Origin of the sequence: Trinickia symbiotica, from assembly GCF_002934455.1 — a bacterium.
Classification (GTDB): domain Bacteria; phylum Pseudomonadota; class Gammaproteobacteria; order Burkholderiales; family Burkholderiaceae; genus Trinickia; species Trinickia symbiotica.
On record NZ_PTIR01000042.1, the window covers coordinates 1 to 16170 of the forward strand.

Genomic DNA, 16170 nt, shown 5'->3' on the forward strand with positions numbered 1-16170 from the left:
TGGAGAACTTGTTCGGCAGCGCAATCTCACACGCTCGCAACGATTCGAGCAGGACCGAGCGGCGCTTAGGCCGCTGCCCGCGGCGCCGTTGGACTGCACGCGCGAGGTCTCGGTGCGCGTCTCTCGTTTCAGTTTGATTCGGCTGCTCAACAATCATTACTCCGTGCCGACGCGATTGATCGGTGCGACGCTGAAAGCGCGCATCCGCTCGGAGATCTTGGACTTTTACCACGGGACGGCGCATGTTCTCACTCTTCCGCGCTTGACCGGCCGCAATCAGCGACGAATCGACTACCGGCACCTAATTTGGTCGCTGGTAAGAAAGTGCGGGGCCTTCGCGGCCTACTGCTATAGAGACGAGCTGTTTCCAACGACCACGTTCCGCCGGGCCTACGACGCATTGCCTGCCGCAACGCCGACGGAGACGGACCGGGAATACCTACGCCTGTTGCATTTAGCTGCGAGCACGTCCGAGGCCGAAATCGATGAAGCAATCGTCCGCGTGTTGGATGAGGACCGCGTACCGACACTCGATGTCGTGCGGCACCTTCAGCAGCGCGCGGTTCAGCCTGAACACCTACCACAGCGCCGAGGGCATCGTCAGCGTGATGTGCTGCCAGCGCGTTTGCGGCAGCCTCGCCGTTTGCGTGGCGATCCATTGGTCCGTCGCCTGCTTGCCGCACGTGGGGCAGAACCGGCTCTTGCAGCTGAAGCACACCCTCTTGCGATGCGGGCAGGCTCCGTTCGAGCAGCAGTGGCTCGCGTAGCCCATTACTTCCAGTCCGCAAGCCAGCAGGCGCACCATGTTGTCCACCACCGCCGAGCGGATCTCATGCTCATGCTTTTTGAAATGCCGCCACCAAGCCTCGCCGGTCTGCAGCAGCTGTTTGATCGGACTGACGGGTCTGATGATCGGTACCTCCCGTGCGCCACACCTCCGACTCTACCATCCCCCGCTCGCGGCCAACGGCGGGGTGCCTGCGGCGTTGCCTGCGCATAGCGACGGTTCTAGTCGCCGCGCAGCGGCTTACCTTGCTCTGTAAGGGACTGCTGGGTTTTTCAGGGGCGACTCAACCACATAGCAAAGCGCCGCACACAGGCGGCGCTTTGCTGACTGAAAAGCTACTCCCACTACCCACACGGAATGCTGACGACACAGGCCGACGTCATGAACGCCGACCCGCTCGACTTCATCTGGCAGTGGGTCGCGATCGGGCACCTCACTCGTCGTCGGTCGGCGCCACTTCCCAAGCGGCGTTTTCACCGTTGCGGGACAGCGGATTGTCCTCGCCGACATCGGTGGGTAGGTCGGCCGGGGCGAGGCTGTAGGCGTAAAGCTCGTACAGCACCTGTTGCATTGGCGTGTAGTAGACGATGGAACGGCCGTCAGGCTCGCCGGAGGAGATGATCCCGATCAGCTGCCGGTCGTAGGCGACAACCGGTCCGCCGGAGTCGCCGTTGTCAATGCTGTTGAGCTCGGACGAGTGCGCGGCATTGATGTGCTCATAACTCGGTTTATAAACTCCCGCCTCGACAGACATGCCTTGCCACACGCAGCGGACGCCGGTGCGCCAACCGCTTGTGCAGAACTGTTCATACGGCGCGTCCGACCACCCGGTAACAGCAAGGCGCGCTTCCTGCCCGGCGCGCGGCATAAAGACCTGGTTGTTCGCAAGGGGCGTATAAGTCTGGATCGGACTGCAGAAGGCTGCGCTGTGGTGACCGGAGCACTGCAAGGACCATGGATTCGGCTTGGGCGATACCCGCACAAGCTCGATGTCAGAGGCAGCCGACTGCCACACGACGGTGCCGATGGCAACGGTACCCACGTGGATGGTCGCGTGCATCGGCGCGCAGTGCTTGGCAAGCACGAGCCATCGTGTGGCACGTTGGTAAGGCGTCAGTCTGTGGAGGATGCTCCTGGGCACCAACACCGCCCCTACGCTGCATGACCCAAAGGGAACGCTGACCTTCGAGCCAGAGATGACCGGCAGGACGGCGCGGTCGGGATTACGAGGCTGCACAACGCCCGGGCTTTGCGCCGTGGCAACCGAGGATGCGAAGGTGGTGGCGATGGCCATTGCGAGGGATGCCACACGCTTTTGCAGTGGTAGGGCTTTCATCAGGGATCGAGTCCTCTCAGGGATGTCGGGATCGGGGACAGTGGTGGTTCGCGAGGCCCATTTCAGGCCTCCGGCTCGCCTTCGCCGGCACCGGGGCGGCGCCCAGGCCCATCTCACGGGCTTGGGTCCAGCAGCTCAGTTCGTTCGGGTTCGTCTGCATGTCTCGCTCCTCAGGGACATGGATTTTTGCCACTTTTATCGGCGTTGTTGCATTTAGTCGCCGCGCAGCGGCTTACCTTGACCTTCCGATCGTCGAACTTTTTCTTCGAGTCCATGAATTCGAGCATGTGTCCGACGTCCATCACGACGTACGCCTTATCGTTGATCTCGAACTCGTGCAGATCCGCGTCGTGCCAGCCGAATGCGGCTTGCAGAATGTCATGAAGCTTGCGCAATGATTCGCCGCCTTGGACTTGCACGCGGCGCCAGATGGGCGGATCGATGTCACGGATTTGCGCATGCAGGGTGAACAGTCGGTAGGACTTGGCCATGGCGTAGCGAGTATCGGAGGTCGAGGCGTATTAACGCCTCACGCCGCGAGGCTGCTTACCTTCCCACGGCTTAGTTCATCGATGATCGGATACTCTGCGATGCGTGCAAACACGTATCGCAGATGCGTCTCAGGATCGACATTGTTAATATTCGCTGTGCCGACCAAGCTGTAGATCGCGGCGGTACGTTCACCGCCCGAATCGGCACCCGCAAAGAGGCAATTGCGGTGGCCGATAGCCGCGCGAATCAGGGAAGGCGCGACGCTCGTCGGGAGGGGCTGCCATGGATCGCTTCTTCAACTTTATGCAGCGCACCGATCCCCTCAAGGGCCTCGGTATTGAAGGCATTCGGCCGCGCCACGAGGAGTTCATCGAGCTGTCGTCTCGCATGATCCCAACAAGCCTTGGCGGTCATGGGGCAGCCATGCAAGACCCGTCGGCGAAATGGCCCATGACGCACAAATTCACACTATGCGCAGTGACAGAAGTGACCATGCCGAGCGACGGCGTGGTTAGGGTGATGCGTCGCTTTCTCGCGCCGCTGGCGATAGCGGTGCATGATGGCGGCATGCGCCTCACGACTGCGCCAGCTGCGCTGGTAACGGCGACCGCCACCCATGTAACCTTGCGCCTGGCCGAGTGCACAATCCGGATCATCCGTCTGCAAAGACTGAGCAGTAGTAACCTTCATCAAAGTGACCTTCGTCATGGTTTTGCGGGTAGCACACCGTTGGGGTCTCCGCGGCAGCCTGCGCAGCTACCCCTATCAGCGTAGCAGTTAGCAGCCCGCCGCACACGATCCTCTTGATTTTAGGCATGAACATGAACACTCCTTTTCAGCAAGTTATTAAGGCGTCAGTCCCGCAGTTCGTAGCACTGCCCGCGACAGGCACGTACCTTATGCTACCTGTGTGTGCAGCCTATATCAACGGCGACTGAGCTCTAATTGTGCCACGCGATTGGGTGAAATTTAATAAGAAAGGTATCAAATAAATTGATGTCAGACCTTGCTTATGTTGATCGCCGCAAATTTTATTGGGCTTTTAAAATTCTCTCAGTAGAACTAAAAGCGCTAAGGCGGTTTGGAAGGTAAGCGAAAAGTCTAGTGCGCTTACCGCTCATGAACATGGTTCCCTGCAGCCAGACCACCGCGACGACGCCCGATCGGCCTGGTGACAATGCGAAAAGCAATTCAACGCGACTCGCCTTCCGATCGCGCCCGGTAGGCCCCCGTTGCCGTCCCCGGCTTAAACCCCCTATTCGAACGTTGTGCCCTTAAAACCGATCAGGAGCCGGTCGTTGAGGAATCTCGGATCATAGCGCCATCGTGATCGATAGCGAGTATGCCAACGCGCGCACACAAATCAGCGAGTGAAGGGCGGGGGTTTGCGTGTGCATAGTGACCAGTCAGTAGGACTCGGCCGTGGAGTGTTGACAACCATTTGAGGGACGAATGGGGCTTATCCAAACAATGGATTTTCTCAATTTGATGGGATGCTGCATAGTACAAGTCACGTTTGAATGAGCTTTGAGAAGGAAATGTGCGTGAGCTGTCTAATGAGATGCGCCCTATCGGCGTGCACCATGAACCGGATTTATCGTGCCGAGACCAATAGCTTTTGGACCCGTGCCCGCCGAGAGTCGGGAGTGGCGTACGGGAGAGTCAAGGAGGGAGATCGAACGCGGTGGACGCTTACGCTGCGAGTCCGATCGGACCAATGCGCGATAAGGCGGCGTAGGGGCCCCTGCTCGGGTTCGAGAATGCCCGGTGAGCACGCATCCTGCGCGGTGGCACCCAGTGGCTCACATGGTCGCCAAGGCGGGAGACGAAAGACAACGGCGTACGGCAAACTTTCGCCCGGTTAAGCCACTGCGTCCACTGATCCCGACCCACCTCATCAATTTGACAAGAGACAGCAATACCATGCCCCGAATGTCGATCCTGGCCAGCTGGGCCGCCACCGCAAGCCTGATGCTCGGCGCCGCCAGCGCGCAGGCCGCGGGTTGGTCTGCATCTTCCCCCGCGACCTCGTCCTGCTCTTCCACCAACCTTTTCGCTTCGTGGACCTACGGTAGCTACACCGTTAACAATGATGTCTGGTCGCCCTGCAGCAATCTCGCAGCGGGTGAGCAGACCATCTGGGCCAATACCAACCTCGACTGGGGCGTCACTTCAGATCAGCCCAACACCAGCGGCATCAAGTCCTATCCTCACATCGGTTACTCGGTCAACAAAACCATCAGTTCGCTGAGCACTCTGACCGCGGCAGTCTCGGCTACTACGCCTTCCGGTGGTGCCTGGGAGTCGACCTTTGACATCTGGGCCGATAGCAATCGGCACGAAATCATGGTCTGGCTGAACTACACCGGAACCTCGACGGGTTGCGGCAATGTAAAGCCGATCTCCTACAACTGGACATCTGCCGGCTGCGCTATTCCACTTCACAGCAACGTCTCACTGTCCGGTGGTACCTGGAACGTCTTCGTGGGAACCAACGGCAGCAACATAGTCTATTCGTTCCTGCGCACGACCAAGACCGACGACACCACGATTGATGTGCTGGCGATCATGAAATACCTCAAGTCGCTGAACTATTTCGATGACGTTATGATCGGCGACCTGCAGTACGGCTTCGAGATCACCTCTTCGTCGGGTGGCCTGGGCTTCGCGTCCAAGGAGTTCGCCGTCACCGCTGAGTGATGACGCTCACGACGAGACGATCCAAGCAGTCGATCACAGGCGACAGATAAACCTTGCCGGCCGGAATCTGAAATTCGGTTATGTCGGTAAGGCTGCACTGAAATTTCGATCAATGAGGTTCTCCGGCGCGGGGCCTATTTCTCCGTGCTAAGAGCCGTAGCGACGCCACCGGGTAGAGGCCTGGACGTCGACCAGCAGATCCTGACCAACTGGGAGAAGGCGACGCTGGTTGATGCCCTCAGACAAACCTATGCGCCGCCAGAATTTTTTGCGGTCTTGGGTCTTTCCCGCAGTTCCTGCTTTCATATCGCGCACGACTGCTGGCCGACGATAAGTACGCTGGTGCGCGTCGTGTCGTCGCGGACATCTTCCAGTTCAAACACCGTTGCTACGGTTATCGTCGGATACGTGCGGTGTCAGGCAGGCAGCAAGTCCCCACATGGAGATAGTCGTGCGGCGTTTGATGAGGCCGGAAGGTGTGGATGTTGTCAACGGAGGCGGCGTAGCTACGGCTCTTACCACGGAGAAATAGGCTCCGCGCCAGATAACCTCATCAATCGCGACTTTCGGACGGCATCGCCAAATAAGAAGTGGCTCACGCAACTACAGATTTGCAGATTCCGCCCCGGCAAGGTGGATCTGTCGCCGGTGATCGACTGCTTCGATGGGCTGGTTGTCAGTTGGTCAATCAGCACGCGGCTGGACGCGAAGCCTTGAGTGGCTCCCAAACCCTCTTGCAGTGCAGCTGGGCGGGGCGGATGATCCGGTTCGCAAGGTGCCGCGGCTGACTGCAATGTTGGAGCACGCGAGTACGTGCCACATCTCCCAGCAAGCTGACAGCGCTGCTCCGCCATCGCTTCGCGATGTTTCCAGAATTGCTGAACGGGGCGTCAACTATAGGGCTTTCGCGCACGCTCCTTAACTCTTATAAACATGGGTTTGGCATGCCCATTAAAAAGATTGTTGCTGGCATAAATTGTATTTAATTGATGTGGATATAGCTATTGCAGTATAAAGCACCTATTCAGTTTCATTGGCGATCAAGAATGCTAGCGGCTGTTGACATAGACTTTGACGTGTGGCCTGAGGAAAATTTAGCGGCATTGTCCACTCGTCGGCAGTGGCACGGACTACGGCGAAGAGTAGGTCAATCGCTCAGGAGTCAGTCGATGGATTTTGAACCATGCCGGTGAATTGTCGCCACGCAGCGAATCGGGATCGACTTGTTTGCGATAGAGCGAAGCGCACAGCAAGTGTCGCGTGAGCGAAAAGTGCTGCGGGGTCAGGTCGACGTCGCGCACGCTCGCCTGAAGCCGGTAGTGCCAGGGCGCGACTGATGACGATCGCGGTGAAGCGATGGCCGATAAAGCGATTAGGTGTCCTGCGTCGCCAAGTCTTGCCCGACTCAGTCAGCAACGTGACAAGCCGTTGGAACGAGCATCCCGCTCTGATTATATGGAGGATCCGAACGATGAAGAAGACTATTTTTGTTTTTACCCTCACGCTCGGCGCATCGTGTTACGCGTCGGCTGAGACGGTCGAAAGCTGCCCGAATGTCGAGACCATCCATAGGCAAGGGAGCATATACACGGCAGCAACAAGCGGAGCTGAGGGTTCATGGTGGGGCGTTGCGGAGAACGATGATGATGGCGATGACATCAGGAGATTTTCCTCTGCGATATTCTATCCAGCGCAAGATAGTGAATCGCGAGCGTTAGTCAACTGCTCATACAAGCTCGGTAATGGCGACTACGCGGATTTACGATTTATAACGGGTCCGCCGCGACCGGCTTTAGGGGTGCAGGAAGGCATATGGCTTCGGAAACATGATCCTGACGGTCATAGCTACTATGAGTGCAATGAGCTGTCCCCTTTGTCTTGTATCTTCTATGTTATTCGACGACCCTGAACAATCCGTGGAACTTTGAGCGCGGCTTTCAAGTGAAGCCGTTTTATCGGGTTGCAGCGACTTCGACGCGGGGACCGCGGAAACCCTGCATCTGGCGCGCGCTGTTCGACGTGGCGTTCGATGTTGTGCAACCGGCAGACTCGGACATCATCGTCAGTGCCATGCCACCACCATGAATAAAGCTAGCGCGCGCTCAATCCGGTCGAGGGCAGCCAATTGCAGGGGCTCGGCTCTGCAGCCGTCATTGGAACAGGCCAATTCTACCTGACCTGCAAAAGCCGGAATTATGTCACTGCGCTATTTTCTCACCGTCCTCCCAGAACAATGATGGGCAAATCTGCCGTTCTTTGCTCTCATGTTCGATTTTCACCAGAATCATCTAAATTTGGGACAACAAATCGTATGGTTTTATCTCGCGTCGCAACGGCCTTGGTGCTGGCTGGATTGATCTGCGCGCAGACCGCACACGCACAAGTGACACTGAACTTCGTGAACGCCGAAATCGACCAGGTCGCGAAGGCGATCGGCGCGGCGACCGGCAAGACAATCATCGTCGACCCACGGGTCAAAGGTCAGTTGAACCTGTTGTCGGAGAACGCGGTGCCTGAGGATCAGGCGGTGAAGACGTTGCAATCGGCGCTGCGCATGCAAGGCTTCGCGCTCGTCGAGGATAACGGCGTACTTAAGGTCGTGCCCGAGGCGGATGCCAAACGGCAAGGCGTGCCCACCTACGCCGGCAATACGCCGACCGCGCGGGGCGACCAGGTCGTCACGCAGGTGTTCGTGCTGAAGAACAAGTCGGCAAACAACCTGTTGCCGGTGCTGCGCCCGCTCATTTCGCCGAACAACACCGTGGCCGCCTATCCGGACAACAACACGATCGTCGTCACGGACTACGCGGATAACGTGCGGCGCATCGCGCAGATCATTGCCGCTATCGATACGGCGGCGGGGCAGTCGGTGTCTGTGGTACAACTCAAGAATGCAAACGCGCTCGACGTTGCGGCGCAGATGAATAAGATGCTCGATCCGGGTGCGATCGGCAGCGCCGACGCCACGCTGAAAGTGTCGATCACCGCAGATCCGCGCACGAATTCGCTTCTGATTCGCGCATCGAACGGCGCGCGCCTCGCCGGCGCGAAAACGCTCGCGCGCGAACTGGACGCGCCGACCAGCATGCCGGGCAACATGCACGTCGTGCCGCTGCGCAATGCCGAGGCGACTAAGCTCGCGAAGACCCTGCGCGGCATGCTCGGCAAAGGCGGCATAGAAGACTCGTCCGCCGGCGGCAATGAAGCGAACTCGTTCAACCAGAATAGCGGCGGCGGGATCGGCGGCAAGAATTCGACGGGCACGGCCGGCACGCCGCCCCTGCCGTCGGGCGGACTCAACACCAGCTCCATGTCCTCGCCGATGGGCGGCGCGGCCGCAGGCGGCTATGGCGCGAACAATGCCGCGCAATCCGGCGGCTTTATCGGCGGCGACAAGGACAAGAGCGACGACAACCAGCTAGGCGGCATGATCCAGGCAGACGCCGCGACCAACGCGCTCATCATCACCGCCTCCGAGCCGGTGTACCGCAATCTGCGCGCGGTGATCGACCAGCTCGACGCGCGCCGCGCGCAGCTGTACATCGAGGCGCTGATCGTCGAGCTGAATTCGAACACGAGCGGGAACCTCGGCATTCAATGGCAGGTCGCGAACAATTCGATCTTTGCCGGAACCAACCTCGCGACTGGTACGAGCAACAGCATCATCAGCCTCACGGCTGCCCCTGCGGCGGTTGGGACCACGGGCGGTCTGGCCACGGCGCTCGGCTCGAGCTCCACGGCTCTGCAGCCCGGCCTGAACATCGGCTCGATTCACAACGTTTTGGGCGTGCAGGGACTCGGCGCGCTGCTTCAGGCGCTGTCGCAAACCGCTGACGCCAATGTGCTGTCCACGCCTAACCTGATTACGCTCGACAACGAGGAAGCCACGATCGTCGTCGGGAAAAATGTACCTATCGAGACCGGTTCGTATTCGAACCTGACGAGCGGTAATGCAAGCTCCGCGTTCAATACATACGACCGCGTCGACGTCGGCCTGACGCTGCACGTCAAACCGCAGATCACCGACGGCGGGATTCTCAAGCTGCAGCTTTATACCGAAGACTCGGCCATTTTGAACGGCACCACCAACGCGGCGACCAACCCGGCCGGCCCGCAGTTCACCAAGCGCTCGATCCAGTCGACCGTGCTCGCCGACAACGGCGAGATCATCGTGCTCGGCGGCCTGATGCAGGACGACTATGAGGTCAGCAACAGCAAGGTGCCGCTGCTCGGCGACATCCCGTGGATCGGTCAGCTGTTCCGTTCCGAGCAGAAAAACCGCAACAAGACCAATCTGATGGTGTTCCTGCGCCCGGTCATCATCAGCGATCGACAAACGGCGCAGGCTGTCACGTCGAGCCACTACGACTATATTCAGGGTGTGCAGGGCGCATACCGTCAGGACAACCGCTTCATGAAGGACAACGACGATCCGATGGTCCCGCCGAAGCCGGTCGGTCCGGGCCAGGGCGGCTCGACGCTGAATTTGTTCGACCTGGGCCAGATGCACCGCAAGTAGGCGGACAGAAGGTCAATCTCTTCCGGAATGAAACCCAGATCCAGCGTGAGTTAGCGCGGCTCGCCTTTACGCTTTGTCCGCGCTGGCGGCATGTCGGTTTCGTTGGGGGCTGTAGCCCGCAGCGAGGGATTCAGCGGAGCCGGAAATCGCGAGTTCTCACCAGACTGATACTGTGTCGGGCTGGCTTTGAACTCAGGCTCTCAAAGCGGCCCGGCCCGGATGGCTACCGGGGCAGGCCGGCATCACCCCCAGCGAGGATGAACTGACAACCATAGAAGCCAGGGAAGGAGCCGAGCATCTCAAATCATGATGGTTATCGGCTGCTTAAATTTTGGGGCGTGATCTTCGCGGGAGGCGGCAATGGGTCCACCGAGAAATCGGGATGTCCAATATAGGGAAAATCGCGTGACCGTTGACACTGCCGCAACATTGGGGCGGCGCAGGCCCGCGGCACCACAGTTGGCCGAGCGACGCGGCTGGCTCAAGCCCGATGCGCCGGTACTGGATGACGTCGAGATCGCCGCGGCGCTGGGGCCGCCGCAGAAGGCGATGTCGACCGCCTAGGCCTCGGGGCGCGCCGCAGCTTGATTGTCATGCGTCGCGCAGAATTGCCTGACATGGCGATTGCGGCCGCGCTACGGCGGGAGTGCGGCTACAGCGGCAGCTGTTCGTCGGTCGATCGCACGATCGTTTCGATCAACGCGGACCGCCCCCCTCGCAGGCGGGGAATAAATATCGAACTATTTGCTCCCTGGTGCATTCTATCTCTATGACGTCAGTAATTAGTCCCATTTCTTTTAGTAACCGTGGGTCTTTAATCTCGTCGGTTAGTTTTTGCATTGTATGTCTCGATGTCTCATTAGAATCGGACATGATTTTGTTCATTGTTTCTGGACTGAAGACGCCGATATGAGCCTGTGGATATGCCAATATCGCTACAGGGTCGAACCCAGGTCCGCACATGGCATAAACGCCTCCTGTATAAGCTTTTCTCGCTACAAGTAGAAGTTTTGGTGTCTTGCATCGAATATGTGAACTGAATAATTCAGCTGCGGCCGAGAATATGCCGCTATTTTCAGCGTCTTTGCCGATCATGAACCCTGGAACATCGGCAATAAATATGATTGGAACTCCAGTTTTTGCGGCAATATTTATCATCTTTGCCATTTTTGATGCCGATTTTCTGTAAATGATCCCTCCGTTGTGGCGGGGGTTGTTGGCAATGACGGCGCATGTTTTTCCTTTTATGCTAACGATGCCCGTCAACACTTCGCGTGCGTATTCCGGACTTATCTCTGTCAGACTGTCTCTATCAATAAATGAATGCAGAAGATGGTGTATGTCATACGGCGAATAATGATTTGATGGAACCAGATTTTCGAAATCCGTCGTGTCCGGGCATTCGTATTTTAGGTTGCCGTGTGTCTCGTCGTTAAAGATAAAGTGAAGCAGCCTTCTTATGTGCCCGAGTAATGTTTCCTCGCTACTGAATACTAGTTGAACTAGACCCGATTGCTTACTGTGGACCGCTGATCCGCCTAGCGAATAGAGTTCGGATTCCTGCGCCAGCATCGCCTTTACCATATCCGGTCGGCCCATGCATAAAGCCCCTCTCTCGGTCATCAGTACTATATCTGCGAGCATTAGCGGCAACGCAAGCGGGCCAGATGTTGGACCGAGAATGGCGGAGATCAACAAATTCCTTTCAGCTAATTGTGCCAGGGATGCACTGACCCTGCCCATTCCCAGTGGAGATAAGAGTAATCGGGACATGTCTGGTGAGAGCACTTTCGTGGTGTCGAAAGTTGAACCTGGCTCTCCCGGTTTGTCCTGGATGTAGATTAACGGGGAGACAGTACCCAGGGCCCGAGTTATGGTGCTTATGATTTGCCTAGCGGTCTGCCACTGCCCATTTCCATGAAATTCACAATCTCGTCCGCGATTCATGACCAGGAATGTCTTCACGGAATGTATCATTCCTTCACCACAGATAAAGTGACCTTTCGTGTCGGGATGATGGTCAACAAAGCTTCCATCATCAAAAAGCATATTTATCCTTTGCTGGGAAACTTGCATTTGCCTATCTCCCTCTGGCTGTGCGTGTCGAGTATGTGCCGATGCGGTACGGCGTCTCCAAAAGTGTGCTCCAGGACGATCTATCTATGCCGGGTGACGATGTTCTCTATATGTGTTGCTTTAGCTAAGAGGTAGCGGTCCCTACCTCGCGCCGCATCTAGGCTCAATCCCACCGGTAATGCATCAGCTGGAGCAACAGGAAGAGTAATCGAGGGCATCGCGGCATTGCTGGCCAGGTCCGTGTTACGAATTACTTCCGCGAACAGTTCCGGCCGACCGGCTTCGCTCAGATGCGGTACGTTACGCGGAACCGTCGGGTACGCGAGAAGATCGATGCCGCAAGCGCAGAACAGCGCATCCATTTGTTCACGTAACCTGCCGATATTCCGCATTGCTGAAGTATAGTCAGCAGGACAGATAAGCCGTCCGCTTAAATGGGCGTGAACAACTTTATGGACATCGTCGTCGCCGATATTGTCAAACACCGTTTTTATATTTTTTTCCCATCCTACGGAGAACAATGCTCTCGGGAAATCAATGAAGAACTCATAAAGCGGTACCGTGAAGGTTATGGGCGCATTGAGAGTAGAAGCAATCTCGTCATTCACTTCAATGCATTCGAATCCAGCGCGGGTAAGGCGCTTAATCGCGTGCCGACAATACTTACCGACATCATCATCCAGGTCAGTCCACATGGAGGCCGGGAGACCAATCCGGCACCGAGAACCTTCATGTTCTGTTGGGAGCCGGCCATCGCGAGACAGCAATTCATATAAGAACCGTGCATCTCTCGCCGTCCGCGTCAGCAGGCCAGGCGAATCCTTTGTGCGCGAAACCGGAATGATCCCGGCCGACGACCATCGGCCACTTGTGGGCCTGAAGCCCGTAATACCACAGAAAGCGGCCGGTATCCTTACCGACCCTCCAGTGTCAGTTCCGATCGCTACGGGAACGATGTTAGCTGCCACCGCTGCGGCGCAGCCGCCACTGCTGCCACCGGCCAAATATCCCGGGGCCACCGGATTTCCCACTGTTCCCCATCGAGGATTGACGGAGGTGATACCGAAGCTCAGTTCGTGCATGTTATTCTTACCGGCGACGACAGCACCTAGCGATTTGAGCTTGCTGACGATGGAGGCATCATGGGGGGCTATACAATCTGCCATTCCAGGCGTCCCGGCAGTGACAGGGAGCCCCTTAACATAAATATTGTCCTTGAACGAAACGGGAATGCCATAGAGAGGTGCGCCTTTCAGGAGCTTGTTCGCCTCACCGAAATGCATTTCGGCATCCCGGCCACGGATGAAGCAGTTGAGCTTTGTCAGATTCGCCTCAGCGCTGAGTGCTCGCCCCCGAATTTCAGCGGCCGAAAGTGCATCATTACGTAGGTCATTGCAAAGCGATTCAAGGGTGCGTTGAGAATACATGGGCTTTGAAGAGGCCAGTTCTTCGATATCAGTAATGATAAGCACTTCGAATTTCGTCAAGAGGGTTGCCTGGCAAAAGCTCGCCGCCAGCGCTACGTATTACGGCGCAGGCGCTGTTGATGGCCGTCTGCACAGCTCCCTCAATCCACCCCCCGGTGAAAGAACAGCTACATCCAGCGAGATAGAGGCCCGTATCCGTCGCGGGATCATTGGCTGCCTTAAACTGAAAAAACAAGCGCTGAGAATAAACATCCTCGCCCGGATAATTGAGCTTGAAGGCTCCGGCGGAATGGGGGTCGGTTAGCCAGTCATGATGTATGACACAGCGTTCATAGTCACCACCGGCCGGAGATAGATGGCCTGCAATTTCGGGGTGGAACGTTGCCAAGTCGTTAACCAGCTGCTCGCATCGGCGCCTTTTGTCAGGGACAGTCAGTAGTTTGTGAGCGTCATCCTCCCACGTGTAACTGAGCAGAACCACGCCGTGACCACCCGGGTTGTCGGGTTCATAGTCAAAACAATATACGCCTCGGACCAAACCGTCGGACTGAATGGTGAGCGGTAGTTTGTATTTGAGCCAGAACTTGTCCTGGGTGAGCATAAACAGCTTTGACGACCCCGTCAGGTGCGTCTCTCTTATGGCGCGAGACACATCGCGGCTCAGAAACGTTTCGTCGTCGGTCAGGCGGTGAACCATCTGCATTGCCCTGTTGCTGCTCGTGACGATGACACGGTCGAAAGCCGGTGTCTGGTCTTCACCAGTTTCTAGCTTTATCTTTCCAGATTCTTTGTAGATCCGACCTACTCGACTGAAGCGGATATGCTCACCAACAGTACTTCCGTCGATCATTTGCTTGGCCAGGCGAGTAGCTAGTGTCGATATTCCGCAGGGGATGAGGCGCTGATCCTTCAAGTAACCGTTGATGATCAGGCGTAGAATCTCAGTAAATCCGGCTTGATAAACAGGCAGAAAGCCACCGGAGCCTATCCCTAAAGATCCAAACAGTTCGAAGTCATCCGGTCGTTTCCAGGGAACGCCTCCTGGTGGATGGGGTCCCGCGAAAATTTCCACAATGGCAGCATAAAAAGAACTGTCACGAAACGCGTTGAGCCACGTTTGCCACGCTGCACGGGCTTCGTCAAGGCGACGCGACTTCAACATGGCCGTGATTTTCGTCGGTGCGATGAGAGACATGCCGTTTAGCGAGTACCCTTCACTCAATAACGCGCGCCAGCCTTCGTCAACACGTCTGAACAATGGCGGGGGCATTTCCCCCGCGGGCCAGACGTGGCGAGCGCCGCGATAATGCAGTTCTGTATCAACTACTCCGGGATCGGGAAAACATGCTGCTGCTGAAATGCCGTGCTTCTTCAAATAATGGAAAAGCCCGGTTGCGGTGGGCGGCACTCGCATCGCGCCCATTTCAGCGATAAGGTGAGGATAATGTGGATCAAATTGCTGAGACCATAGCCGTCCTCCAATGCGATCGCGAGCTTCAAACAGGGTAATATCGCGGATACCTGCCCGCATTAGTTCAGTTGCAGCTACGAGGCCGCTGACGCCCGCCCCAATAATGGCAACCCGCGGAGTCGGGGTGCCCGGGCGGAAACGCCCAATGCCCCCTTCGAATTCACTTAGTTGCAGGAAGGGAGCATAGTCATACAGTAGGTCAATAGTTGGCGATGAGCTTTCTGAAGGCAGTGCAGGGATTTTCATCGATTTTCTCCTTCATGGCAAGGCATCCGCGAAAGGGGCGAATTCTTTGCGGGGAAATTCAGTGGCCGTATGCCTTAAAAGACTGCTGGTTGTTTGCCATTTGTTATGGCGACTATCTATCTGACAAGATCTAAACGCGCTTATATTTGTGCTCTGCGATTGACGTTACAATAGCATTCTGTACGTGATCGTATCAAATTAAAAAGATTGATGCTTGGATAAGCTCATCGTGAGTGCGGGCTGATGAGTGAGCATTTGACTTAACATGGCATTAAAAATTGAATTGTCTCAAAAACGTCTACCAGAGATTCGAAGACGAGTCGGTGGCAAAGCCATGTCGACGTCTGGTTCCGAAGGGCGGCTCGACGAAATAGCTCAAGCCTTACACGGTGCCACGGCTACTGCTCATCGACTTATGTGCAGCGCGCGGTTATTTGGAGAGATCGTGCAGCAAGGCGAAGCCGCCTGGTTTGAGCATGCCTTGACGGCACATAACGGGTCAGCGTCCACGCAGCCAGCCAACAAGGTCAGCGCCGTTCAAGATTAATGTCCCACCTCGTGGAGGCGCGAGGGTTTCTGGGAACACCTGCGCCAGTGCTTGACGTTCGAAATCGATATCGGCACGCGCATAGCGCATCGTGGTATTCAGGCTCGCGTGGCCGAGCCACTGGCTGATAGTCGCGAAGTCTACGCCGGCCTTCAGCAACTGAATCGCGGTGGTATGCCTAAGCGAATGCGGGTGGATTTCTTTGTGCGCAAGGGTTGGGTTGCGGGTGCTCGCGATGAGCATGTATTTGCGCAGCAGATAGCGCACGCCAAATCGGCTCGCCGCCTTCGACAACATACGCGTATTCCCAGCGCAAGAACGCCAGCACGAAGTGATGGAGCCGGTGATCGAGGGGCGCGCCGGCGATCGCCACGCGCAGATCCCGCATGTCGGTGAAGTCCGACAGTCCCTGCACGCCGGGCAGGTGCTGCTGCTGTCATCGGTCACCCAATAGTCCCCAACTGGGGAAAATTGGTAAGCGCTAAATCTGCCACACATCGGTAGATTTCGCGTTACCGGGTAACATGTTTCGAATCGATAGTTACCGGGTAACGAGGGAGATACGAGAT

12 protein-coding genes and 5 pseudogenes are annotated in these 16170 nt (G+C 56.9%); 7 read left to right on the forward strand and 10 right to left on the reverse strand.

The features are described from left to right. Positions 1 to 73: 73 nt before the first annotated feature. Positions 74 to 280: pseudogene (locus B0G57_RS32465) on the forward strand (Mu transposase domain-containing protein); the annotation flags it as partial. Between the two features lie 297 nt (positions 281 to 577). Here B0G57_RS32465 and B0G57_RS32470 read toward each other — a convergent pair. The 4 genes and pseudogenes from B0G57_RS32470 to B0G57_RS32510 form a co-directional block, all read right to left on the reverse strand. Beyond that, on the reverse strand, positions 578 to 805 hold the full coding sequence (locus tag B0G57_RS32470) for a transposase zinc-binding domain-containing protein (protein ID WP_399278950.1): 228 nt from the start codon (positions 803 to 805) through the stop codon (positions 578 to 580). A 415-nt stretch (positions 806 to 1220) separates the two neighbouring features. After that, on the reverse strand, positions 1221 to 2081 hold the full coding sequence (locus B0G57_RS30260; RefSeq protein ID WP_223258749.1) for a trypsin-like serine protease: 861 nt from the start codon (positions 2079 to 2081) through the stop codon (positions 1221 to 1223). Positions 2082 to 2293: 212 nt separating this feature from the next. After that, the gene (locus B0G57_RS30265) at positions 2294 to 2614 is read right to left on the reverse strand and encodes a plasmid pRiA4b ORF-3 family protein (RefSeq protein ID WP_102607275.1); all 321 of its coding nucleotides are present in this window, start codon (positions 2612 to 2614) and stop codon (positions 2294 to 2296) included. A 38-nt stretch (positions 2615 to 2652) separates the two neighbouring features. After that, positions 2653 to 3017, reverse strand: a pseudogene (locus B0G57_RS32510) (IS66 family transposase); the annotation flags it as partial. On the opposite strand from B0G57_RS32510, the gene B0G57_RS32515 reads away from it, so the two are divergent. Both B0G57_RS32515 and B0G57_RS30275 read left to right on the forward strand, forming a co-directional pair. Continuing rightward, complete coding sequence (locus B0G57_RS32515) at positions 2898 to 3389, forward strand: hypothetical protein (RefSeq protein ID WP_102607274.1); 492 nt, start codon at positions 2898 to 2900, stop codon at positions 3387 to 3389. The pseudogene B0G57_RS32510 and the gene B0G57_RS32515 sit on opposite strands and share 120 nt — an antisense overlap. A 1149-nt stretch (positions 3390 to 4538) precedes the next feature. Then, positions 4539 to 5315, forward strand: a complete 777-nt coding sequence (locus B0G57_RS30275) for a GH12 family glycosyl hydrolase domain-containing protein (protein ID WP_102607273.1) — start codon at positions 4539 to 4541, stop codon at positions 5313 to 5315. Positions 5316 to 5319: 4 nt separating this feature from the next. On the opposite strand, the pseudogene B0G57_RS31495 reads toward B0G57_RS30275, so the two are convergent. Next, a pseudogene (locus B0G57_RS31495) lies at positions 5320 to 5495 on the reverse strand (IS3 family transposase); the annotation flags it as partial. Between B0G57_RS31495 and B0G57_RS32045 the strand changes: the two are divergent. The 4 genes and pseudogenes from B0G57_RS32045 to B0G57_RS31225 form a co-directional block, all read left to right on the forward strand. Beyond that, a pseudogene (locus B0G57_RS32045) lies at positions 5490 to 6026 on the forward strand (IS3 family transposase); the annotation flags it as partial. The pseudogenes B0G57_RS31495 and B0G57_RS32045 overlap by 6 nt on opposite strands. A gap of 760 nt (positions 6027 to 6786) precedes the next feature. Then, entirely contained in the window at positions 6787 to 7224 is a 438-nt protein-coding gene (locus B0G57_RS32475; protein ID WP_158256645.1) for a DUF3757 domain-containing protein, read from the forward strand. Between the two features lie 402 nt (positions 7225 to 7626). Further along, a complete protein-coding gene (gene gspD / locus B0G57_RS30285) occupies positions 7627 to 9834 on the forward strand; it encodes a type II secretion system secretin GspD (RefSeq protein WP_223258747.1) in 2208 nt (735 codons plus the stop codon). A 405-nt stretch (positions 9835 to 10239) separates the two neighbouring features. Continuing rightward, on the forward strand, positions 10240 to 10398 hold the full coding sequence (locus B0G57_RS31225; RefSeq protein ID WP_158256646.1) for a hypothetical protein: 159 nt from the start codon (positions 10240 to 10242) through the stop codon (positions 10396 to 10398). A gap of 132 nt (positions 10399 to 10530) precedes the next feature. On the opposite strand, the gene B0G57_RS30290 is transcribed toward B0G57_RS31225, so the two are convergent. From B0G57_RS30290 to B0G57_RS32050, 5 genes and pseudogenes are all read right to left on the reverse strand, one after another. Beyond that, complete coding sequence (locus B0G57_RS30290; protein WP_102607271.1) at positions 10531 to 11910, reverse strand: carboxyl transferase domain-containing protein; 1380 nt, start codon at positions 11908 to 11910, stop codon at positions 10531 to 10533. 80 nt (positions 11911 to 11990) lie between these two features. After that, positions 11991 to 13397: an amidase family protein gene (locus B0G57_RS30295; protein WP_269845402.1), complete on the reverse strand. Its 1407-nt coding sequence runs from the start codon at positions 13395 to 13397 to the stop codon at positions 11991 to 11993. Continuing rightward, positions 13366 to 15054 (reverse strand): NAD(P)/FAD-dependent oxidoreductase, encoded by a 1689-nt coding sequence (locus B0G57_RS30300; protein WP_102607269.1) that lies wholly within the window; start codon positions 15052 to 15054, stop codon positions 13366 to 13368. Before B0G57_RS30300 ends, B0G57_RS30295 begins: the two co-directional genes overlap by 32 nt. 499 nt (positions 15055 to 15553) lie before the next feature. After that, positions 15554 to 15898 (reverse strand): tyrosine-type recombinase/integrase, encoded by a 345-nt coding sequence (locus tag B0G57_RS30305; RefSeq protein WP_332888237.1) that lies wholly within the window; start codon positions 15896 to 15898, stop codon positions 15554 to 15556. Further along, a pseudogene (locus B0G57_RS32050) lies at positions 15879 to 16034 on the reverse strand (IS21 family transposase); the annotation flags it as partial. The gene B0G57_RS30305 and the pseudogene B0G57_RS32050, both read right to left, overlap by 20 nt. Between the last annotated feature and the right edge of the window lie 136 nt (positions 16035 to 16170).